The sequence below is a fragment of the Pseudoalteromonas sp. Of7M-16 genome (assembly GCF_022347805.1).
Classification (GTDB): domain Bacteria; phylum Pseudomonadota; class Gammaproteobacteria; order Enterobacterales; family Alteromonadaceae; genus Pseudoalteromonas; species Pseudoalteromonas luteoviolacea_F.
On the sequence record NZ_JAKRFY010000002.1, the window covers coordinates 162,666 to 183,530 of the forward strand.

Genomic DNA, 20,865 nt, shown 5'->3' on the forward strand with positions numbered 1-20,865 from the left:
AGTACCAATGGCGACCCATGAATTCGAATTGAACCCAGTACCAACTGCAGCGCGACGCTCCTCTGTTGCAATGACAATGCTGATGCTTGGCCTCACCTTTTTTTCTGCAAGTATGTGGACTGGCGGTAAACTCGGGGTCGGATTGTCTCCCAGTGACTTTTTTACAGCAGTTTTAATAGGAAACCTTATCTTAGCCTTCTATACTGCATTTTTGGCTTATATCGGGGCTAAAACAGGTCTTTCAACCCATTTACTAGCGCGCTTTTCTTTTGGTATTAAAGGATCATGGTTACCTTCAGCCCTACTTGCTGGAACTCAAGTCGGTTGGTTTGGCGTCGGAGTTGCCATGTTTGCACTCCCGGTCAATAAAATTACAGGAATTGACATGAATTGGTTAATTCTTGGTGCTGGCATACTGATGACAATCACGGCTTACATCGGAATTTCAGCACTTGTGGTACTCTCCGCCATCGCTGTTCCGGCAATCACATTGCTTGGCGGCTTTTCCGTTTGGCTGGCCGTTGACGGCGCTGGAGGTCTATCAGCTTTGGCCTCGCAACCAATTGCAGCACCGCTTAGCCAGACTCAAGCGATCACTTTAGTGGTGGGTTCATTTATCTCGGCAGGCACACTTACAGCAGATTTTATGCGTTTTGGAAAAAGCACCAAAAAAGCGGTGATAATCACGATTGTGGCATTTTTAATTGGCAACAGTTTAATGTTTGTTTTTGGCGGGGCTGGGGCCGCAGCAACAGGCAAATCAGATATTTCCGAGGTGCTGATGCTACAAGGCCTGATCCTCCCTGCCATCATTGTATTGGGCTTAAACATTTGGACTACTAATGACAATGCGCTGTATGCATCTGGGCTTGGGTTTGCAAATATTACGGGACTTCCGAGTCAATACCTCAGTGTGTTCAATGGCATCATAGGGACAATTTGTGCACTTTGGTTATACAATCATTTTGTCGACTGGTTGGTATTTTTGTCCGCCGCAATCCCTCCCATCGGTGGCGTCATCATCACTCACTATTTTACCCACAAAACACAATATAAGGACATTGACATTGCAAAAAACAAAAATGTTAATTGGTTGGCTATTACCAGTGTTCTCATCGGGGTAGCGGCAGGCCATAGTTTGCCAGGGATCGTGCCAATCAATGCTGTCATTGCCAGTGCGTTAAGCTTTTATCTCGCAACATGGTGCTATACAAATCAATTGGCGCGGACAAAATAATTACCGCTGGAGAGCATCGGAAAGTCATCTGAGATAGCATATATTTCAACACGATACTCTCCACTTTGCCACTGGTTTCGAGACATGTTGATATAGTGCAAACGATCCGAAGACTTTATTGATATATTCTTAAACGCAAGCATTTGATTTGTGTCTTTATTAAACCATTTAACTAACACTTTGTGGCCATGATCTGCGCCAGTTTCAAAGGTAGCAGTAACCTTTTTCACCTCAGCGTCAAATTCATTTTGATTGGCATACCCTGCAAGTCCCTCCTCTCCATTACTGAAGTAAACACGTGAAGGTCCATGGTTAAGCATTTCTACATCATCATCATGATTTTCACCCAGCGCTATCTTACTGAGTCGCTCTGCCGCTTGTTTTATGTCAGATATCCGTTCGATACTGTCTTGGTCTAAAATCCCTTGCTGCAAAGCAAACTGAACAATTTCTTCGTCGCTTGCAAACTTCAAAGCAAAACTAGATGCTGTCGATAACACATCAGGTACAGTCTTTGTCTTGTGTTGTACTGGTGGTAACTTTTTTGGATCCGTACAGCTTGGCGTTAGCGTATCCTGCACAGGTTTTGAAGCTGTTTCAGCTATCGCAATTGCTTGCGTTTGAGGGGCTGACTTAAACCACAGCCCACTCAGGAGAACTCCCGCAAACAAGCCCAGTGAAAAAACGATCAAGCTTTTTATGTTCACGGGTAGCTACTAGCTGTTAAATGCATTTTTCAGCCACGTGTCTCGTTCAGAGATACAGCTTGCTGAAGAGTCGAAGCTTTTTAGGTAGTTAATTCTGTTATCACCACACTGAGTATCAAACTTTTTAACCGGACCAAAACATGATGCAAGGGCTTTTTTACCATCTTCAATGTAACCTACACACAGGTTGTATTGGTCAGGTTGATTGTCTGGCAACTGGATCCCACCGCCAGAATTACCCGTAGAGTTACTGCCACAATTCATTTGATCAACAACAGTCAGCGCGTAATTGGCTGCTTTTTTGTATACGTCATATGTATCTTTGTAAGTGGTTGTACGGCCAGTTTCAGGATCCGTACCTGTTTCACCACTTCGGCAGGCATTCATTGCTGCGGTAAAATACACATCCGCATTAGCGATTTGAGATGACGCTTGAACCCCACAAGCATTTGCAGCTTTTCGATCAGCATCAGAGATCAACTCGGTTAAATTACAGCTGTTCCCACTGCTACTTAAATCAACCGTCGTCTCATCTTCTCCGGTCCCTTCAGTACATGCAGAAAGCAGCCCTACACATGAAAGCACAGCTAATAGTGTCTTTTTCGAGGTTCTAATCATGTTTTCACTTCATCCCAATAGTATAAAAGCGCCGCATTCTATTGCCAAAAGAGCAACAAAACAAGAGGTGAAAATCGATGAGAAACGCCATAAATTAACATGAAATAAAACAACATTATGAAATGTAAGCACTTTAAAAACTAAAAAAGGAACATGATTTAACTGCGGTATAAAGCCACTGTCTTTATAGAAATATCAAGCCGTTTAAAAAATAGACTGAAGATATTTAAACAACTAATTAGATATACTATGACAAATAAATAAAGCTTTTAGATTATTTTTTAGATCACAACCGATTATTCCAAAATTAACAATTCAAATGAATGGTTTCGTATGTTGTTTACACATAAAGAAAAAAACGGAAAGTGCGACAATTTGTCACATCTCAATGGCGCTTAAGTTCTTTATACTCGCCGCAGTTTTTTTCGTGAGTTGTCTTAATGTTTTTGTATTCTAAAATTTCTCTTACGCTTTTGGGCCTAGGCCTTTCACATTGTGTTTTTGCACAACAAACCACACAAATTGAACGTTTTTCTGTCACCGGCTCAAAGATTCAAAATATTGATTTGGAATCCGCAAGCCCTATAACCACTCTCTCATCTGAAGATCTTGCCGCCACTGGTGTATCTAATATAGAAGAAGTACTACAAAGTCTAAGTGCCTCAGCAGGTCCCGCTGGAAACGCCACTAACGCCTACTGGACCAGTAATGGCTATGCTACTGCACAAGTAAATTTACGCGGTTTAGGGATAAAACGCACCCTAGTTTTACTCAATGGCAATCGTGTTGTTGCTGGCGGTACAGGCGCTAATGACAGTCCAGATTTAAATATGATCCCAATGGGCTTGATTGAGCGCATCGACATCCTCAAAGGCGGTGCTTCCGCCATCTATGGCGCAGATGCTGTTGCAGGTGTTGTTAACATAATTACCAAGTCAAACTTCGAGGGTACGAAACTCATTGTCAAAGCCGGTCAAAGCAGTAAAAAAGATGCCGAAAATGCTGAGCTCAACCTTTCTTTCGGCAGACGCTTTGAAAAAAGCCACGTTACAGTCAATATCAATTATGTAGACAATGGTAACGCCCTTCAATCAACCCGTAACCACTGCCCCCTAACAGAAGAAAATGGCGAGCTAGTTTGTACTTTATCAGGCACAACCGTAGGCGGTCGAGCCTTATTGGCCGATGGCCAAGAAGTGCAGTTTAATCAAACTGATGGACAAAATGGCGACCACTTTGAGCACTATGACAATCGTAAACATGGCTATAACTGGTTTAGCACACTGAATTCATACAGCCCGATGGAACGCCTTAATCTGGCAACATTTATCTCTGCTGAGCTTTCAGAGTCGGTCCAATTCGATACGTCGATACTTTATGCCAACCGTCAATCGGACCAAGTTGTCACACCGAGAAGCTTCCAGTCTGTGGAAGTATCAAAATATTTTGCCTACAACCCGACTGGGCAAGATCTTACTTTAAAGCGCCGCCGAAATGTTGAAGTGCCAAACCCAGAGTTTTATCAAAAGACCAATACCACCCAATTGACCTTTTCTTTGTCCGGGGAGCTATCAAATAATTGGCTTTGGCAAGCGAGTTACAACTGGGGAAAAAATACAGGCACAGATGGCTGGCGCTATGATTTTGACGATGACCGAGTTGCACAAACCCTCAATGCAGATATTTGCAGTACACAAGCAGGCGCCGCGATTCCCTGCGGGGATTACTTTGGCGTCGCAGAGCTCACTCCTGATGTCATAAACTATGTCACATATCAACGCGAAGGGACTGGCGGCAATCAGCTTCAATCTTTCAGTGTTGACTTAAATGGTGATATCGCCGAGCTGCAATCCGGGACAATGGCATTTGCCACAGGCCTTTCCATGCGTAAAGAAAAGGGGTGGCGCAACCCTGATGCCATCGCGATACGCAATAACGAGGAAGATGCCATCGCGGGTAACTCAGAAGTCACAGAAGCATTTGTAGAATTGTCTATCCCAGTGTTAGGTGAGCTGCCTTATGCTCAATCAGTAAAGACGGACATTGCGCTGCGCTACTCTGACTACCAAGATTTTGATGCTGAAACCACGTATAAACTCGGTTTAACTTGGCGTGTCAACGACCAGTGGCTGTTAAGAGGCGTGCGCTCCAGTGCCTTTAGAACCCCCACTATCACCGAACAGTTTGGCGGTACAAATATAGAGAACCTCATCACGGTAGACCCCTGCGATGGTGCTACAGGTTCACTATTACATAACTGCATAGCGGCGGGCGTACCCAACGGGTTTGTACAAGATGGTTCAACCGTTCGCACCGGCGTTGGTGGTAACCCGGATGTTGATGCAGAAACTGCAAATACTTTTACACTGGGTGTTGTTTATCAAAATACGTTGTTTTCAGTCTCGTTGGATTATTTTGACATTAATGTAGACAATGCTATCAATGCTGTATCCGGATCTAACATGCTGCGTCTGTGCTACAGCGATCCTGTTGCCTATCAAGCTTACTGTGACAATGTAACCCGCGACTCTACAACATACCAAGTTGTTAAACTTGAAAAGCGCCCAATGAATGCAGCCAGTGAAGAGGTTTCTGGCATAGATTTAAATATCAACTTAACCTCAACATATCAGGATGTTTCGTATCGGATCAATTGGGATACAACCCGCCTATTGAAGCACAACAATACTGCTTTTGAAGGCGCGGAAACTGAAGTGCTACTAGGGAAAATAACGTCTGATAGAGGAAGTTTTGCAAAATGGAAATCTCACCTTGCTGCAACTGTAAACCTTGGACAGTGGCAAGGCATTTACAGCATCCAATACATAGGCAACGCTGAAGATGAAAATGGCGGCGGTCCAATTGGCAGCCAAGTCCCTAGCGTGACATATCACGATATGCAAGTTGGTTATAGCGCTTCGGACTCGTTGACTCTGGCATTTGGTATCGACAACCTATTTGACAAGCGACCCCCCTTCTTAACGTCTTGGAATGATGCCAATACTGACGTATTTACGTACGACACTGTCGGTAGGCGTGGCTACGTAAAAGTCTCTTATCAATTCTAACCCCTTATGGTGACAAGTGTTCACTTGTCACCAATACCTCCTCGCTTTTATCACATCGTACCTGTCTAATTTGGATGTGACGACATGTCTATTCACTTGTTAAGATAAGTGCGTTTCACCTCAAACAAGGACTAATAAATGCCACCCGCTTTAATCGAAATAGGTTTACCAGTCGCGCTAATATTCATTATGGCGGGCGTAGGACTAAGCCTTAAGCCTGATGATTTTAAACGTGTTTTATTGCAGCCTAAAAGCTTTTTCATCGGTGCTTTTTGCCAGCTTGCTGTTTTGCCATTATTGGCCATCGCTACCATCGCCATCACGGGCTTAACAGGAGAACTTGCTATTGGTCTGTTTATCTTGTCATTGTGCCCCGGCGGTACTACTTCAAACCTCTATTCATACTTAGCAAAAGGGGATGTCGGACTTTCGGTATCTTTAACCGCTGTGGTTGGCTTTATAACACCCTTCACCTTGCCATTTTTGGCTGCATGGGCGATTAGCCACTATGGTCAAAATGGCAATGTAATTGAGTTCCCAATCTTAAAGGCTTGGTTACAGCTCATAGTCGTGGGTGTACTGCCAGTACTTATTGGTATGAGCATTAATGCAAAATGGCCTGAATTTGCTAAAAAAGCGAGTCCATATATTAGCTGGTTCTCTATCGCAGTACTGCTTCTCGTTATCGTCAGTATCTGCTTTAAACTGGGATCTAAGCTGGTCGATTACTTAATCATGGCTGGCCCCGCAGTGGTACTACTGAACCTGATCTCAATGATCGCAGGGTATGTAATCGCCGCAACTTTACTGCACAATGACACTCAAACTCGCACGATTACGCTCGAAGTTGGACTTCAAAATGGCACACTGGCACTGTTAGTAACGACCGGCCTGTTAGGTAATGAAGTCATGTCAATTGCGCCAAGCATATACGGATTGTTTATGTTTATCAGTGCGGGAGTGTTTACAGCTTGGGTAATCAAAAAACATAAAACAAGCTGACCACCAGATTGGCCCTGAAATCAAAAACAATACTACCAAAGCGCTCTCATGCGCTTTGGTAGGTTCCCAACACCATATCTTCGTTCAACAAAATCCAGTGATAAGAGATCTGCATATGTCACCGGGAGATGTGTCTGCCAAGTTTTGGGCCTAGCACTGCTGATTTGTAAAACTACTTTGAGCATGTCCGTTTCTCAGTTCAAAAATAGTAGTTTGAGACTGTTTTATCAGCATTCAATCAAGGACTTTTACGTTTCTACTTTTAGTTTTCGTTTTGCAAATTCGAACCAACTTTTCGTTAAACCTTAAAGAAGAAAAAAAATAAAGCACTGATATATAGATACTTATATAAAAGTGAATTATGGCACAGGTTTCGCACTCTTGTGTATAAATCATGAGATCAAAAGTGCAACCACAGAGAAACAACCTAAACGTAAGCCACGCAACAAGCGAACACATGATGCGATTTGTATAAACTTTTTTGTATCTGTTACCTGTGTGGTCTGAACGTCATCTGTTCTTCTACTTGTTGTTACTCTAGGCACAATGTGGGGTCAACCATAATGAAACTAGATAAAAGAGAGCTGTCGCTGCAGACAATGTATTTGAAACACGGGTTATTAGCGTTTCAAACTATGTATTCACAAAAAACAATTGACCGCTGGAATCACCTTTTAGACCCCATTTTTCAAAGCCGTAAATCTGAAGAACCTAGCTACGTGCAATCGAATGAGCTATTGGATCTTGGTATTCTCAATGAAGTAATATCTACAAAGTTGCTTAGTGCCATCACAGTACTGGACCCTTGCCCCGTGCTATTTCAATGTCATTGTATGGAAATAGATTGGGATCATATTGTCAGCAACAATTATTATAGTGATTTTGATGGTTGGCACAGGGGTGAACGCGATCCCAATATTAAGTCAGTTTATGGCTGTAGGCCATTCTCGATATACATTTACTTGACTGATGTAAAGCACACTAATGATGGCGCTTTTGAAGTCATCCCTGGATATGAAACTGGGCCACTCGAAAGTAATCTAAGTTGCTGCAACTTAACTGGCCGCAAAGGTACTTGCTTCTTATGGAACCGAGATTTATACCACCGTCTAAATGAGCACAACTCATCAGTAAAACAACGAATATTAAAATTATCCTTGCAGACCAATGGCTGGGCGAATTCGAGAGTACAGCTTGATGAATTTAAACGCGCACGAACTATCTTAAATGGTATTAGCCCAGCTTTGTCATACCTTTTTGGTAGTCATTTTAATAACAATCTCTCAATCAAAACAATTCCCTTCACTCGCAAAGGAGATCTTCCTCAGCTAAAGCCACTTGATTATTCGGCAAAAACAGAGATCCCATCTAAAGCTTCAATCATGTTGCGTAAGTTTAAAAACAAAGTTGATCAGGCGCTGGGGTTTTAATTTTTACGGGTGCCAATAATGAAAAGAGCGGCCACAACATCAAACAATTCTGCTTATTATGTTGAAGGCCTACAATCTCAAAGAGTAGTTCACAATAAGGTTTTGTGTGGGATTAACGACTATTATTGATATGTGATGACTGGGTGTACCAAACCCATTTAAAAGTATTAACAGACACGGCATTTTCACCTGACTTTATTGCTATGGAGGCGCGATGACACTACATAAATCCAAGCAACGGCATACGCATGTCAAACAGTTGCTTAGTAAAATGGACCCTGAAGCTGCGGCGAGCTTTACGTACAAACAGCGAAAAGCACTGGACAAAGTCATCAATACTCGCGGATGGAATAATCATAAAATTGATTTTAGACCGACACTTGCACTGCCATTTTTGCCTTGGAGCTTCTATTTTGTTTTGCTTGGAGGGGTGAATAAACGCAGCTTGAGCTCCACAGAGCGCTTCACCGCTGCACTGATATTTTTGACTCTTTTGACCCTTGTTGGATTGATAACACTGGGGCTTGTTATGGCGATCCTTTATTTGTTTAAGTCTTGGCTCGGTATTGACCTTTTTCCAAATGAGTCATTAGGTATTTGGGACCAATTCAAAGCGCTGTTTAAATAGATTGAGAGAAAAACAACTTTGTATTTCAGTATATTGTCTAAATCCCCCTTTTCCAATGGCCAAAAAGTCACTTTTCATGGTGGGTATTCTTGCTTAACACTTTCTGATCTGTGCACGACTTGCCAAAATTATAAGCATGACAACGCAGCCCTGCTCTGTCGATAGAACGCTAAAAAGGCGCAATTACCGCGCCCTTGCCTACTAACCCCTAACTCAATTGAGTAGCAATGCTGGCAACGTGTTTGCCTTGAAATTGCGCTAGAGCTATTTCTTTTTCTGAAGGCGCTCTACTGCCATCGGCACCAGCAATACAGGCAGCTCCCAATGGCGAGCCACCTTTGACTTCTGAAATATCCGTTAGCTCTGGTGCCGCATACGGCAGACCAACCACCACCATACCGTGGTGAAATAACGTAGTATGAAATGATTGAATTGTGGTTTCATTACCCCCGCCAGTGCCTGTCGATGTAAATACACTGCCCACTTTACCAATAAGTTTTCCACCAGCCCAAAGCCCGCCTGTTTGATCTAAAAAGTTGCGCATTTGTGACGCCATATTGCCAAATCGCGTCGGAGTCCCAAAAATAATGGCATCATACTGCTCAAGTTCAGCAGGCGTTGCGAGCTGCGCACCTTGGTCCAATTTAACACCCGCGCTTTTTGCCACCTCATCAGGCATTAATTCAGGTACTCTCTTGACCGAGACTTCAACTCCATCAACCGACTGCGCCCCTTGTGCAACAGCATTTGCCATCGTTTCAACATGACCATAGCTTGAATAATAAAGTACTAAAACCTTCGTCATTTTTCTTTCTCCTCTTGAGTCAATCTCGCGACTGACAAAAATATTTTTTAACCAATCAAACACGATTTTTATTCCCTCGTCATAGGTGTGTAATCAACACCCATTCAAACTCGACAGAGATAGATTAAGCCAAGAGCAAATTGCCTGCTTCGCAAAAAAAAGCACACATCATTCCAAAAAAAAGAATATAAAAATGCTATTTAAGTCATATTCGAACTATAAAAACGAAATTTAATTGGGCGACATTAGGCGTTGATAAGTACACACAATAAGTGCATCGGCCACTAGACCCACTCATGTGAATTTAAATCCGCCAAAAAAGCATAGAGGAAAACGGTAAGTGGTATACGCAGAGGTGCCATCTACAAACGGCAGTGCATTCTGTATGATGACAAAGGAGAGTGATAGAACTTCCACCACTCTATAAAAACTAAAAATTAATCTCGCTCAAAAACCAGTGGCATGGCGTTGTTTGGCACGTCAACTACAGCACCATCTTGATATACACATTGGCCATTTACAAAGGTATAGCGGATCTGATGAGAGAACTGATGACCAACAAATGGTGACCACTGACAATGATACAAGGTGTTATCGTGGCGCACAGCTTCACCTGGTTTTGCACTCACAACTGCCAAGTCAGCAAAATATCCCTCTCGAACGAAACCACGCTGCTGAACTTTATAACGCTTGGCTGGGTTGTGAGCCGTCTTTTCGACCACTTGTGCCAAACTCATGGTGCCGCGCTTAACTTGGTCAAACAAGGTCAATAAAGCGTGCTGAACCAAAGGTAAGCCAGCCGGCGCTTGTGCAAAAGCTTGCTGCTTTTCTTCCCATGTGTGTGGCGCGTGGTCGGTCGCAATGATATCCAAACGACCATCATTTATCGCATTGATCAAAGCAAGTCGATCCGATTCAGCTTTGATTGCTGGATTACATTTTATTAAATTTCCTAAACGTTCATAATCGTCTTGGTTGAACCACAGGTGGTGTACACAAGCTTCCGCAGTAATTTGCTTGTTATCAATCGGTCCTGACTCAAATAAATCTAGTTCTTTGGCAGTGGTTAAATGCAGTACATGAAGCTGTGTGCCATATTTTTTTGCAAGGCTCACAGCATAGGAAGAAGACTGATAACAGGCGTTGGCATCACGAATAACCGGATGATCTTGTATTGTTAGATCCTTCCCTCCTAATCTAGCTAGGTTGTCACTGATCACATCACCTTTTTCACAGTGGGTCGCAATTAACACCGGACATTCTCTAAAAATGGCTTCAAGTGCGCTGGGATGTTCAACGAGCAAGTCTCCCGTTGATGCACCCATAAATACTTTTACCCCACATACAAAACTGGGATCACACGCCTTGATCTCATCTAGATTGTCAGGTGTTGCGCCAAGGTAAAAGGAGTAGTTTGCTACAGATGTCTCAGCAGCAATATGATGCTTTTGGATCACTGCCAGCTTGTCTGTCGTCGCAGGACTCACATTGGGCATCTCCATGAAGCTGGTTATACCACCAGCTACCGCGGCGCGTGATTCTGTTCCTATCGTACCTTTCCAATCTAAGCCTGGTTCTCTGAAATGCACCTGATCGTCAATCATGCCGGGAATTAGGAAGTCACCTCTCAAGTCAATAACTTGCTCTATCCCTGTAGGTGTAATATCAACTGCAATTTTGTCAATCCGTTGCCCGACAATTCTTACATCACAGCGCTCAACTTTGCCTTCATTTATTAGCTGAGCATTTTTTAATAGGATATTCGCCATTTCTACTTCACCTTTAAACACGCGTTAAAAAATCTATTTAGACAATACAGCAAGCTAGTCACTAACTAAGCGTTGGCCATTTGCCCTTCCTCCAGCGCCTGACAAGCAGTACAAATACCTTGAAACTCAAACTGGGGTGAGTTCAACTGATAACCATGAGATTGGATTTGCGCAGACAGTTGTGCCATCAAATCAGCAGGCATATGTACTTCTTCTACTTTTTGACACATGGAGCAAATTAAAAACTGGGTATGGGGGTGGGGCTTATGGCAGTCGATATGTGTGCAGCAGATATATTTGTTCACAGTATCTAATTTGTGCACCAAATCTGCCGCAACAAGTAAGTCGAGAATACGATAGATCGACACAGCAGGCAGCGTTAAGCCCAAATTCTGCTTACAATATTGAACTAACTCGTAGGGAGATAGAGCCTTACCAGCCATCTTCAGGCCTTTGAAAATCGCGATTCTTTTCTCTGTTGGTTTGATTCCTGCGTAATTAAAAATTTCCACAAATTCATCAGATTGGTTATTTTTATTATTTTTTTGACTCATATAGACTAATTTCCTTGCCACCCCGCAATTAATGTTACAGTATAACATATCACAAAATACCTACATTAAGTACTTATTTTCGTGTATCACGGCAAGTGACACGAAAGCATCATTAAGCACCGTTAAGATTATTACGTTAATTGCTTTGGGAGTATTAAGCATGGTCACACGTAGACAATTCACAAAAAGCACCGTGGCATTGGCATTTTTAGGCCTCAATAGCAGCATACTAGGTTGCGCACGCAAACAAGGTATCACGCCAACCCCAACTACCACGGGGTATGGTCCTCTTATCCCTGACCCAAAAGGTTTATTAGACTTGCCAAAGGGATTTAGTTATCAAGTTATTTCTGCGTTAAATGATAAAATGGACGATGGTTTGAGCGTGCCTGACAACGCGGATGGTATGGGTTGTATTGCTCTTAGTAGCAATCGTATTGCTTTGGTTAGAAACCATGAACTAAGTCCAAAACATTTGCAAAATGCGGCATCAGATATTGCCGCACATAGAACAAAAAAAGCCTACGATACATTCAACCAAGACGTCGCGCTGCCAGGTGGTACCACAACCTTAGTTTATAACCTTGATACACAACAAATCGAACAACAATACTACAGTCTTGTCGGTACCATTCGTAACTGTGCTGGCGGAACAACACCTTGGGGTACGTGGCTAAGCTGCGAAGAAACAGTGCGTTTAGCAGACAGTGAAATTGATAAAGATCACGGTTATATATTTGAAGTCCCGGTCGACCAGCCTGGTTTATGCGACCCTATACCACTGGTAGACATGGGGCGCTTCAACCATGAAGCCGCAGCAGTAGATCCCAGAACAGGTATAATCTACCTGACTGAAGATAGAGGCGATGGCCTTTTTTACCGTTTTATACCTCACCAAAAAGGTAGGCTTGCGCAAGGTGGCATATTACAAGCTTTGGTATTTAAAAGCCTAAATAAGTTCGACACGCGAAACTGGCAACAACAAAATATGCCGCTTTCAAATTGGTACGAAGCTGAATGGGTAACACTAGACAATCCGCAAAGCCCAGAAGACGATCTTAGAATACGTGGATATGACCTTGGTGCAGCAGTATTTGCACGCGGAGAAGGGATCCATTTTGGTGACAATGAACTGTACTTTTGCTGCACAAATGGCGGCGGGAAACAGTTAGGCCAGATCATGCGCTATCAACCCTCAGCATACGAAGGCACAGATAAAGAGGCTACTTCGCCCGGTCAAATTCAGCTTTTTTTAGAGAGCAGTGATAAATCTCTGTACGACTTTGGCGACAATCTAACCGTGACACCGCAAGGGCACCTTCTAGTATGTGAGGACCAGTATACATCCAACCCAAGCAACCACTTGAGAGGCGTTTCACCACAAGGAGCTGTTTATCCTTTTGCTAAATTGCGAACCACTACCGAATTGGCAGGAGCCTGCTTTTCTCCAGATGGTACAACGTTATTCGTCAATGTCTACTCTCCGACTAAAACACTAGCAATTACCGGAGATTGGCAAAATTATCACAGTGTGGGATAAGGACTATTGCAGCCAGTTTTCGCTGGCTGCAAGACGCACTCTCAGTGCAAAAATAGACTTAATCGCCTCAACGTTACGCGTGATGTCGTCTATTACGTCGTCTTTTCAGGTAGGGGAAAAAGAACAGCACTAGCCCTGTTACAGAAATCACTAAGGTCGCAAAGGACACAGGTAACATTAACCAAATATTGGCATTTTTCTCAAAAAAGGTGCCATCGTGAAGGCTTTCGATTAATTCTGAGTTACGTTTTGCGACATGCAAAATTTCACCGGTTTGGTTGTCGATCTGAATTTCTATTTTATTGTTGCTACGAATTTTAGTGATCCCTTTAGCTGGTCTCACATCCAAACGGTTAATATCATCCCAACTCTCGATTTGAGCCGCGTCGACTGACTTTGCAGCTGTTAGTATTTGCGTAAAGCTTAGCGTTGGTACAGTACCAACTCCCTGTGCCGAGGGCGGCTGAATAAAACTAAACTCTTTTCTTACCAGCAACAAAATACCGGTAATAATGATCACAAGTAACGGCAACGAAATAATAAAACTCGCCCACCTGTGAATACTTCTATTTTTTCTATTAAAGCTCATTGTTTCTTTTAGAATTGCATACTTGTTGATAGTTTAAAACTGCGTTCTGGCTGCAAAGCGGCATCTTCATCCAGACTCCCGTAGTAACGCTCATTGGTGAGGTTATTAACTCCGATATTAACAGTTTGCTGACTGTTAAGTTGATGCGCAAGAGATACATCCCATACTGTAAAAGATTCTCTCGACAATTCAGAACCCCCCACTTCATCCACTTTAAAAGTATGGCGGTAGGAGTTAGACAACGACCAATTGCCAAAATTCACTAATAAGGTCCAGCTGAGTTTTCTTGGGTGTAAATCATCAAGCCTTTGCTGACTACCATCCTCGCCGCTTTGTCGCTGATAAGCAAAGATATGCTCTATGTTGTCACTAGCATACCACCGTAATTCAGCCTCAAAGCCAACAATTTCAGCTTGATTTAAATTACGATAACTCAAATGACCAGCTTGGGTCTCGTAGCGATCGATGTAGTTATCTAAGTCGTAGTGATAAAGCGCGCTATACAGGCTCAGTTGCTCCGACGCATGCCAGTTTAGTGAGAGCTGCTTACCAACACTGGTTTCTGGCTTGAGCGACTGGTTCCCAACAATAAGGCCCCTGGGAGTTTGACCGTAAAACAACCGTTCTGATAACGTTGGATAGCGAAACCCACTGCCCACGTCCAGCCCTAATTCCAGCGTATCCGAGAGTGGCAACATGGCTGCAAACGAGGTATTCAAACGACTATCTGTTGTATCATCTGATTGTAAGCTTTGCTGCGTCAACCAGTCATACCTCAAACCAAAATCAAAATTAACCTTACCCCAATTCCAATGTGTTTTACCATACAATGCAAAGTTATCTTCTTCTGCATTCAACTCATTATTTATGCTGGTTGAAATATTGTTTTTTGTATCTTCGAGCAACTCGTAATCACTGGTAATTTTGACACCTTTTCGAGATAGCCAATCAATGCCCCAGTGACTTTCATTTTCCCCCATGGTTACTTGCTGCAACCATTGGCCACCAATCGTGTGGCTTTGATACTGACTCAGGCCATCATAACGTTCAAATCTAGCTGTCCTGCTGTCCCAATTTTGATAGTGGTGATAAAACTTTGCCATCCAATCTTGATCGCCATTCAATTGCACTTGCGCTAATGAATGCAGCTCATCAGGATAGTCGCTGATCTGCTTAGTAGGATATTTCGCGTTACTTTTACCAATGTCGCGACCATAACTAGGCAGCCAGGAATAAGTTGTGGTAAAACCATCATGTTTGGATTTGTATCTTACCAACCCAGAGAACCGCTCAAATTGTGTATGTAGTTCATCCCCATTGGCCGCATGGGCATTGTTCGCGTGTTGATATGCAATAGCAGCGGTAAAGTCATTGCTTTGATGCTTAAGATTCAAATCAACACCTTGGTTATGACTTTGTCCAGACACCGTGAGCTGTGTTTTATCGGGCATTTCTGTACTTAAACTAATAACCCCCCCCATGGCTTGGGAGCCATATAGCGTCGAACTTGGGCCTTTAATAACATGCCCTAGATTAAATAGCGCAGGGGAAATAAACGAAGCCGAATTACCTGCTCGCCTATCTGTAATGATTGGAATGCCATCAATCTCAGTACGTATTCTTCCACGACTGAAGCCTCTAATCGCATAACTTTGAAACTGACCACCTTGGCCGTTTAAACTCACCCCAGTGAGCGATGTCAGCTGATCTGCAATGGTCCTATTTAAAGAAAAAGTAAAGCGCTCATCTAAATACGACGAGGTATGATTGGATGCGGCAATAGTAAGAGATTCTTTTGGCGCTAAAATCTCGATGACTTCAAGTTGCTCACCATTTGCAATTACCACCACCGGCACACAAAGGCAAAAAAATGGAATTATCGTTTTCATAGTTAAGGTACAGCTCAATTAACTCATTATGCGTTTTGTTATCGTTGTTTCATCAGGACTTCTTCATTGTTAACTAATTAAAAGGCTAAGCATTTTTCGTCCTGGAAATATGCCAAATTACTTGATTAACATAAAGCTTAGCATTTGATCGCAAAACGGCGTCGCTAAGTACGACGCCGTTGAAAGGTAAAGGCTACTTGGCAATAACCGATGCACCCTTAGTCCAAGGACCGCCCGCATCAACAATTGCTTGTTGAATACTCGGGATAGTTTCTACTTTTAAGGTAGAAACACGCTTAATAACGTCTTCTAACCCTTGTTGAGCAAAACCAAACTGCTGACGATGCTGTTTAGTTGGCCCATACGTTGACCACAGCGCAGACATGGCATAACCCAAGCGGCTTGAGATATTGGCTGGCTTTGCACCCATTCTTGTACGCGACTTCAGGCCGTTTAACTCAAAGTTAATCGCATTAATATCAGCTTGTGCTTGTGCATAAGCTGATTCAAGAGCGTTAATATTACCCGGAGTACGATCGATTGCGGTACGCAATACTTCCATTGTTTTTGTCATTTCGCCTAATACAGCGGTTGTGGACGTGTAGCGTCTTTGTACATCTTTAAGTTGCTTACTGAATCGCGCGATTGATTCTGCTGTTGGACCAGATACTGCACCTTCCGTAATTGGTTGCAGTTCAAACTCTACAGGGCTTGCTAGTTGCGAGATTTCCCCTTTCACGCGCTTGTAAAGTGTTGCAGTGTATTTACCTGGCATAACCATTGTACTCATCGCAAACGGGTCCCACATGGACGCTTTTTCGCCTGTAATTGCTTGGTTAGCTGCGTACTCCATGTCCCAAGTCACACGGTGTATCCCTTTACTTGCTTTGCCTGCAACACGGTCGACGAACTGACCTTGCGCATCGCGAATTTCAAGATAGACCACAGGTTTTGGTTCTTGGTTTTCTTTTTCGATGTCTTCCCATGCTGGATACTTAGGATACTTCTCATCTTTAACCATTTCTTTTTCAGCTTTTTGGCGCTGCTCTTTAGCTGTTAGTAAGCTGTCTTTTAAGAAATAAGTTAAGGTAGCACCATGATCAGGATTTTTCGCCACATATCGATCATCACCATCTGTATTACTGTGGTTTGTATCTAGTTGGAACCATTTAACCGGGCGGCTTGGGCCCATCAGGATAGCCTCTTGCTCCATGGCTTGCTCTGTCAATGCACGCAGCGGTGCGTAATCATCAAGAATATAAATACCACGGCCAAAAGTACCCGCCACTAAGTCATTTTCACGGCGTTGTATTTTTACATCACGGGTTGAAATCGTTGGGATCCCGCCATTTAACTCGATCCACTTTTTACCGCCATCCACGGTGAAGAAAATACCGAACTCAGTACCAATAAACATTAAGTCTTTGTTGACGTGGTCTTGTACAATTCGCCACACTAAGTGATTCTCAGGCAAGTCTTTAGCAAGTGACTTCCAAGTTTTACCTAGGTTTGTCGACTTGATCAGATATGGTTTGAAGTCACCGTACTTGTGATTATCAAGGGCCACATAGACAGTATTTGGGTCGAACAAGTCTGCACGGATATCATTGACATAAGCAGTTTCAGGTACACCTTTCACACGCTTCAAATCAATCTTTTTCCAATTTTTACCACCATTGCTGGTCACTTGGATCAGGCCATCGTCGGTACCAGCCCACAATATATTTTCGTCAACAGGGCTTTCTGAAAAGTTCGCAATCGTATGATACTCAGACATGGCGTAGAGATCCCAACCGGCTTCTACCGACCAAGTCCTTCCCATCATTGGGATATGCATACGGTTGCCGTTTTTAGTCAAGTCACCAGAAATAGGTGTCCAGCTATCACCGCGGTCATCAGAGCGCCAAACTCGTTGCGAAGCAAAGTAAACGCGTTTGGGGTCGTGCGTCGAAACATTTACTGGCGCATCCCAGTTAAAGCGCTCAGCAGGATCACCTAGACGCGGCTGAGGTTTGATATAAACATTCTCACGAGTCTTAAGATCATGACGAGTTAAATTGCCCTGCTGCCATTGAGAATACATGATATCCGGGTTACCAGGCTCAACAGCTGGTTGATGTCCATCACCACCAAGGGTTAAGAACCAGTCTTTATTCTTGATACCTTCTTCACGTAGGGTGCGCGAGGGGCCACCTTGTGTAGAGTTGTCTTGCGCACCAGCATAAACTTTATAAAATGGCTTAGAATCATCAGGCGCGACCTTATAGAATTGCGTCAATGGTAAATTAGCCATAAAGCGCCAGTTAGCCATACGGTCATGAGACATATAAATGCCACCATCGGAGCCGATCAACACAAAATCAGGATCTGTGGGGTGAAATGCCATCGCATGGTCGTCTACGTGTTTACGCTTAGTATTGATAGGGGTCCAAGTTTTACCACCGTCATCGGAAACTTTACTGTAGTTGCTCGCGATGTAAATACGATCAAACTGGTGCTTGTCCGCGAAGATCTCTTGGTAATAGTGGGGACCTGTACCGCCACCAACTTCATCAGACATCTTCGTCCAGCTCTGACCCCGGTTTGCTGAGCGATATAATCCGCCCTTGCGGTTGTCAATTTCAACCGCTGCATATACGACATCTGGGTTGATAGGCGAAATCGCTAAACCTATTTTACCCATATTGCCAGTTGGCAAGCCTGTCTTTAGCTCTGTCCAAGTCTCACCGCCATCATCTGATGTGTGAATGCCTGAAGCGGGCCCAGTTCCAACGTAAGTTGCTACTTTTCTTTGTCGAGACCAAGTGGCTGCATACAGTTTATTAGGGTTTCTTGGATCAATTAATAGTGAGGTAACACCTGTCCACTCATCTTCTGGTTTGAGCACCAACTTCCAAGTTTCACCACCATCAGTGGTTTTATATAACCCGCGCTCTCCACCACCAGTCCAAAGTGGACCTTGCGCCGAAACCCAAACTGTATTTGAGTCTGTCGGATGAACAATAATGTCAGAAATACGCTCGGACTTCTTCAAGCCCATGTTTTTCCAAGTTTTACCGCCATCCATTGACTTGTAGACACCATCACCAAAGCTGATGTGTCGGCCCCCATTATTTTCTCCGGTACCAACCCAGATTATGTTTGAGTTACTCGGATCTATGGTCACATCCCCTGTTGAATACACCGCTTGTTTGTCAAAGATAGGTGTCCAGGTTGTGCCCGCATTCTCTGTTTTCCATACACCACCCGATCCCACCGCAGTGTACCAAGTAGATGGATTGTTTTGGTCAACTTCAATATCTGCAATACGTCCGGACATATAAGCCGGGCCAATATTGCGCAGTTTCATCGCTTCAAAGGTTTTGCTGCTAAAAATTGACTTTTCCACATCTGATTTCGCGGCCAGTGTATTCGAACTAGCGCACGCTAAAGACACAGCTACAGCTGCTTTTAGTAGTACATTCATTTTCCCACCGATGTTGATTTTAGTTTTTATCCTCGTCAACATTAACTTAAAAAATGATAGACGTATGTAAATATTCGCTGAGGTTACAGAAATTAGAGTCTAAAGTTATATTGTAACATTTTATGTCCCCAAACAGCCGAAATGAAATTTAAGCACCTGAAAACGGTACTTTTTCGCGAACACTTTAAAAACGCAAAATCGGAAAGAATAGAACTTTCAATAGTCCTAGTTACAAATGGCAGTATTTACTTGCTGTAACAAGTGATTATATTGTTGAGGTGAGAAATGTCAGGTTCTGCGCTTTCGCTTGTTTAAATTGGCCCGTCAAAGTTTCAGGAACGGGCCAAAAACTAAATGTTTACTTATAAGTATTTGTTTGCAGTTGAGATAGGAGCTTAATGCCAAGTTTTTCAGCAACAATACTCAGACCAAGCCCAAAACGCTCAGCCAATGCCTTTTTGGTTTTGTACTTCACACTGAAAAGCTGGTGAGTTTCGTTTAACTCCAATAGCAAATCGTCACTTGTTTTGATTTCATCTACCAAGTCAAATTCTTTTGCATGAGTCGCAAACCAATGTTCACCCGTTGCAACCTTATCAATATCTAGGCTCGGCCTGTGTTCGCTTACAAACTGCTTAAATAGCGTGTGGGTATGCTCTACTTCACTTTTGAATTTATCACGACCTTGGTCGGTATTTTCACCAAACATGGTTAACGTGCGCTTATATTCACCCGCTGTGATCTGTTCAAAATCCACGTCGTTCTTTTTCAAAATTTTATTGAAATTAGGAATTTGAGCCAGTACGCCAATCGAGCCAACAATCGCAAAAGGTGCAGCAACAATTTTATCTGCCACACACGCCATCATGTAACCACCGCTTGCAGCGACTTTATCGACACTGATAGTCAGAGGCAAACCCGCTTGCTTTAAACGGATCAATTGAGATGCGGCTAAACCATATCCGTGAACAACGCCACCACCACTTTCCACATTAACAAGCACTTGGTCTTTGTCCTTGTTGGCAATGGTCAAAATTGCTGTAATTTCTTCTCTTAAGCTCGACACCTCATGCGCGTCAATGCTACCAGAGAAATCAATGACAAACGCTTGCTTCTCTGGTTTTTCATCCGTCTTCTTCTTGTTTTCTTTAAGGTGTGCTTTTAATGCTTTTTTATCTAATGTTTGCTGTAAAAACTCTTCCTTCGTTTCTGCTAACTGAGAAGATAAGTCTTTGACTTCAATTTCTCCAGATTTGCTCTTTGGTTTTTGACTTGCGCCCACAATTAAAACGATAATGGCACCAATAGCAATTACGATTGTCACCGCTTTTGCCAAAAATAAGCCATATTCAAACAAAAATGCCAATGCTATCTCCCGACCTTTGCTGTAAAAGTATTTAATTAAAAACCGCTCAGCGGTAATTGTTAATCTTGTCCTAAATAAGATTACTTTGCAATAACAGTGCTAATTGCGATACCAATTATCGGTAAATCAGCCATATTCAGAGGAATATTTAGTCAATCGCTGTAGCCTTTCATTCACACCACTCTCCAAAATAAATT

At 43.0% G+C, this 20,865-nt stretch carries 15 protein-coding genes; 6 read left to right on the plus strand and 9 right to left on the minus strand.

Features of this window, described 5'->3' with window-relative positions; genetic code table 11:
* Positions 1–7: 7 nt before the first annotated feature.
* Positions 8–1,237, plus strand: coding sequence for a cytosine permease (gene codB, locus MHN81_RS02670; protein ID WP_239424976.1), 1,230 nt, complete (start codon positions 8–10; stop codon positions 1,235–1,237).
* Here codB and MHN81_RS02675 read toward each other — a convergent pair.
* Both MHN81_RS02675 and MHN81_RS02680 read right to left on the minus strand, forming a co-directional pair.
* Positions 1,216–1,944, minus strand: a complete 729-nt coding sequence (locus MHN81_RS02675) for a hypothetical protein (RefSeq protein WP_023400359.1) — start codon at positions 1,942–1,944, stop codon at positions 1,216–1,218. The two genes, codB and MHN81_RS02675, sit on opposite strands and share 22 nt — an antisense overlap.
* 9 nt (positions 1,945–1,953) lie before the next feature.
* Positions 1,954–2,562, minus strand: a complete 609-nt coding sequence (locus tag MHN81_RS02680) for a hypothetical protein (protein WP_023400358.1) — start codon at positions 2,560–2,562, stop codon at positions 1,954–1,956.
* 440 nt (positions 2,563–3,002) lie between these two features.
* Here MHN81_RS02680 and MHN81_RS02685 point away from each other — a divergent pair, with 440 nt between their 5' ends.
* From MHN81_RS02685 to MHN81_RS02700, 4 genes are all read left to right on the plus strand, one after another.
* Entirely contained in the window at positions 3,003–5,630 is a 2,628-nt protein-coding gene (locus MHN81_RS02685) for a TonB-dependent receptor (protein ID WP_239424977.1), read from the plus strand.
* A 138-nt stretch (positions 5,631–5,768) separates the two neighbouring features.
* Positions 5,769–6,632 (plus strand): bile acid:sodium symporter family protein, encoded by an 864-nt coding sequence (locus tag MHN81_RS02690; protein ID WP_239424978.1) that lies wholly within the window; start codon positions 5,769–5,771, stop codon positions 6,630–6,632.
* Between the two features lie 563 nt (positions 6,633–7,195).
* Positions 7,196–8,062, plus strand: coding sequence for a hypothetical protein (locus MHN81_RS02695; RefSeq protein ID WP_036976700.1), 867 nt, complete (start codon positions 7,196–7,198; stop codon positions 8,060–8,062).
* A 214-nt stretch (positions 8,063–8,276) separates the two neighbouring features.
* Entirely contained in the window at positions 8,277–8,690 is a 414-nt protein-coding gene (locus MHN81_RS02700) for a hypothetical protein (RefSeq protein WP_023400353.1), read from the plus strand.
* A 208-nt stretch (positions 8,691–8,898) separates the two neighbouring features.
* On the opposite strand, the gene wrbA is transcribed toward MHN81_RS02700, so the two are convergent.
* The 3 genes from wrbA to MHN81_RS02715 form a co-directional block, all read right to left on the minus strand.
* Positions 8,899–9,495: an NAD(P)H:quinone oxidoreductase gene (gene wrbA / locus MHN81_RS02705; protein WP_023400352.1), complete on the minus strand. Its 597-nt coding sequence runs from the start codon at positions 9,493–9,495 to the stop codon at positions 8,899–8,901.
* Positions 9,496–9,932: 437 nt separating this feature from the next.
* Positions 9,933–11,264, minus strand: coding sequence for a dihydroorotase (locus tag MHN81_RS02710; RefSeq protein ID WP_023400351.1), 1,332 nt, complete (start codon positions 11,262–11,264; stop codon positions 9,933–9,935).
* A gap of 65 nt (positions 11,265–11,329) precedes the next feature.
* A complete protein-coding gene (locus MHN81_RS02715; protein WP_023400350.1) occupies positions 11,330–11,818 on the minus strand; it encodes a transcriptional repressor in 489 nt (162 codons plus the stop codon).
* 160 nt (positions 11,819–11,978) lie between these two features.
* On the opposite strand from MHN81_RS02715, the gene MHN81_RS02720 reads away from it, so the two are divergent.
* Complete coding sequence (locus MHN81_RS02720) at positions 11,979–13,358, plus strand: alkaline phosphatase PhoX (protein ID WP_239424979.1); 1,380 nt, start codon at positions 11,979–11,981, stop codon at positions 13,356–13,358.
* 73 nt (positions 13,359–13,431) lie between these two features.
* Here the strand turns inward: MHN81_RS02720 and MHN81_RS02725 are convergent, their stop codons facing one another.
* The 4 genes from MHN81_RS02725 to sohB all read right to left on the minus strand — a co-directional run bounded on the left by MHN81_RS02725 (position 13,432) and on the right by sohB (position 20,668).
* Positions 13,432–13,947: a PepSY-associated TM helix domain-containing protein gene (locus MHN81_RS02725; protein ID WP_023400348.1), complete on the minus strand. Its 516-nt coding sequence runs from the start codon at positions 13,945–13,947 to the stop codon at positions 13,432–13,434.
* Between the two features lie 8 nt (positions 13,948–13,955).
* Positions 13,956–15,836 (minus strand): TonB-dependent receptor, encoded by a 1,881-nt coding sequence (locus MHN81_RS02730; RefSeq protein WP_239424980.1) that lies wholly within the window; start codon positions 15,834–15,836, stop codon positions 13,956–13,958.
* 193 nt (positions 15,837–16,029) lie between these two features.
* Positions 16,030–19,302 carry a glycosyl hydrolase gene (locus tag MHN81_RS02735; RefSeq protein ID WP_239424981.1) on the minus strand — a complete coding sequence of 1,091 codons (3,273 nt, stop codon included), beginning with the start codon at positions 19,300–19,302 and terminating at the stop codon, positions 16,030–16,032.
* Between the two features lie 358 nt (positions 19,303–19,660).
* Positions 19,661–20,668, minus strand: a complete 1,008-nt coding sequence (gene sohB / locus MHN81_RS02740) for a protease SohB (protein ID WP_023400345.1) — start codon at positions 20,666–20,668, stop codon at positions 19,661–19,663.
* Between the last annotated feature and the right edge of the window lie 197 nt (positions 20,669–20,865).

What these genes read in the sequence shown, in the direction of transcription:
- MHN81_RS02710 (WP_023400351.1), bottom strand. Translation starts at nt 11,264, where the DNA reads ATGGCGAATATCCTATTAAAAAATGCTCAGCTAATAAATGAAGGCAAA.
- MHN81_RS02680 (WP_023400358.1), bottom strand. Translation starts at nt 2,562, where the DNA reads ATGATTAGAACCTCGAAAAAGACACTATTAGCTGTGCTTTCATGTGTA.
- MHN81_RS02735 (WP_239424981.1), bottom strand. Translation starts at nt 19,302, where the DNA reads ATGAATGTACTACTAAAAGCAGCTGTAGCTGTGTCTTTAGCGTGCGCT.
- MHN81_RS02690 (WP_239424978.1), top strand. Translation starts at nt 5,769, where the DNA reads ATGCCACCCGCTTTAATCGAAATAGGTTTACCAGTCGCGCTAATATTC.
- MHN81_RS02715 (WP_023400350.1), bottom strand. Translation starts at nt 11,818, where the DNA reads ATGAGTCAAAAAAATAATAAAAATAACCAATCTGATGAATTTGTGGAA.
- codB (WP_239424976.1), top strand. Translation starts at nt 8, where the DNA reads ATGGCGACCCATGAATTCGAATTGAACCCAGTACCAACTGCAGCGCGA.
- MHN81_RS02730 (WP_239424980.1), bottom strand. Translation starts at nt 15,836, where the DNA reads ATGAAAACGATAATTCCATTTTTTTGCCTTTGTGTGCCGGTGGTGGTA.
- MHN81_RS02695 (WP_036976700.1), top strand. Translation starts at nt 7,196, where the DNA reads ATGAAACTAGATAAAAGAGAGCTGTCGCTGCAGACAATGTATTTGAAA.
- MHN81_RS02720 (WP_239424979.1), top strand. Translation starts at nt 11,979, where the DNA reads ATGGTCACACGTAGACAATTCACAAAAAGCACCGTGGCATTGGCATTT.
- MHN81_RS02685 (WP_239424977.1), top strand. Translation starts at nt 3,003, where the DNA reads ATGTTTTTGTATTCTAAAATTTCTCTTACGCTTTTGGGCCTAGGCCTT.
- MHN81_RS02700 (WP_023400353.1), top strand. Translation starts at nt 8,277, where the DNA reads ATGACACTACATAAATCCAAGCAACGGCATACGCATGTCAAACAGTTG.
- MHN81_RS02725 (WP_023400348.1), bottom strand. Translation starts at nt 13,947, where the DNA reads ATGAGCTTTAATAGAAAAAATAGAAGTATTCACAGGTGGGCGAGTTTT.
- wrbA (WP_023400352.1), bottom strand. Translation starts at nt 9,495, where the DNA reads ATGACGAAGGTTTTAGTACTTTATTATTCAAGCTATGGTCATGTTGAA.